This is a genomic window from Roseovarius sp. D22-M7 (genome assembly GCF_037083785.1).
Lineage (GTDB): Bacteria > Pseudomonadota > Alphaproteobacteria > Rhodobacterales > Rhodobacteraceae > Roseovarius.
In genome coordinates, this window is record NZ_JBAPKY010000171.1 from 1 (window position 1) to 1,196 (window position 1,196).

Annotated in this window: 1 pseudogene; it reads right to left on the minus strand. The window is 59.9% G+C overall.

The window, feature by feature from the left end:
• Nucleotides 1–223: 223 nt before the first annotated feature.
• Nucleotides 224–1,108 (minus strand): annotated as a pseudogene (locus V8324_RS21925) (integrase core domain-containing protein); the annotation flags it as partial.
• Nucleotides 1,109–1,196: the final 88 nt, after the last annotated feature.

Here is a 1,196-nt window from a genome sequence, read left to right on the forward strand (position 1 = left end):
ATTTGGTGGCCGCTCGCCTGTGGGCTTTGCCACCTCCGGGGTGGGTCATTTTTGGATGATCACACCGGGTCAGTTTTGAATGCACATTGACACGCGTGAGAACGAACTGCTTCGGCGCGAGAAGCATATCCTCAAGGATGAGAGGGACATTGTCCGTCGTCAGATAATTTGGGACTCTTGATCGGTTTTCGTGTTGGAGGCTCTGGCTCACCGTGGGTTGATGTTACGCGTTTTCAGTTTGGTGGCGCAAGCGCCGCTTGAGCATGGTGTTTCGTTTGATCTCCTCTTGCTGTTTCAGGATCTGCTCGGCCCGTCCGAAGGAGACATCGGCGGGTGTCGGGTTGCCGAGGCTCTCGTGATACCTTCGGGTGGTGTGGTATTCGACGACGTCGCGGATCTGGTGTTCGAGGTCCCCCCGCAGGAAGTAATGCCCGAGCAGAACACGGGGCTTCATGGTCTGATGCCACCGTTCGATCTTGCCTTGGGTCTGCGGGTGGTACGGCGCCCCGCGGACATGATCCATGTCCTTTTCGTCGAGGTAATCGGCCAGGTCGCCCGCGATGCAAGATGCGCCGTTGTCGCTGAGCAGCCTTGGTTTGGCTATCACGCTGACGCTGTCGCAGCCCGACACGTCCAGGGGCAGGTCCAGCGTGGAGGTCACGGCAAGCCATTGATGCGCCATTGGCTCAAGCACGACGGCGAGGCGACCTTCATCGTCGTGCGGAGCTTCCAGACGATGATGTAGCGGCTGTGATCGTCCAGGATCGTCGACAGGTGGACCCGGCCGTCGTGCCGGAGGCACGCCGCTGGCGTGACCCATGCCCTCGCGACAGGTGACGTCCGTTTGCCGGAGTTCGTTGGGCCGTGTGGTCTGGTCCTTGAATTCATTGGCCGCCTTCATCACGACATGCGCCGGTGCCGTGATCAGGTCCTCCGCCTTCAAGATCCTGTAAGCTGATGTTTCCAAAACCAAATACTGCTTCTCGTCGATGTATTTCACCGCCAGCTCACGGGGCGTCAGAGCCTCATGTTCAAGGGCAAACTCGATGATGTCCGCCCGGGTCTCCTCCGGGAGGCGGTTCCGCACAGCCCTTGGGTGTTGGGCGCGTCGCATTACACCTATGCCGAGGCCAGCTGGAACGAGATGCTGCCGGATTGGATTGGCGCGCATGTCCGCACGTTCGAGTTCTTCGGCG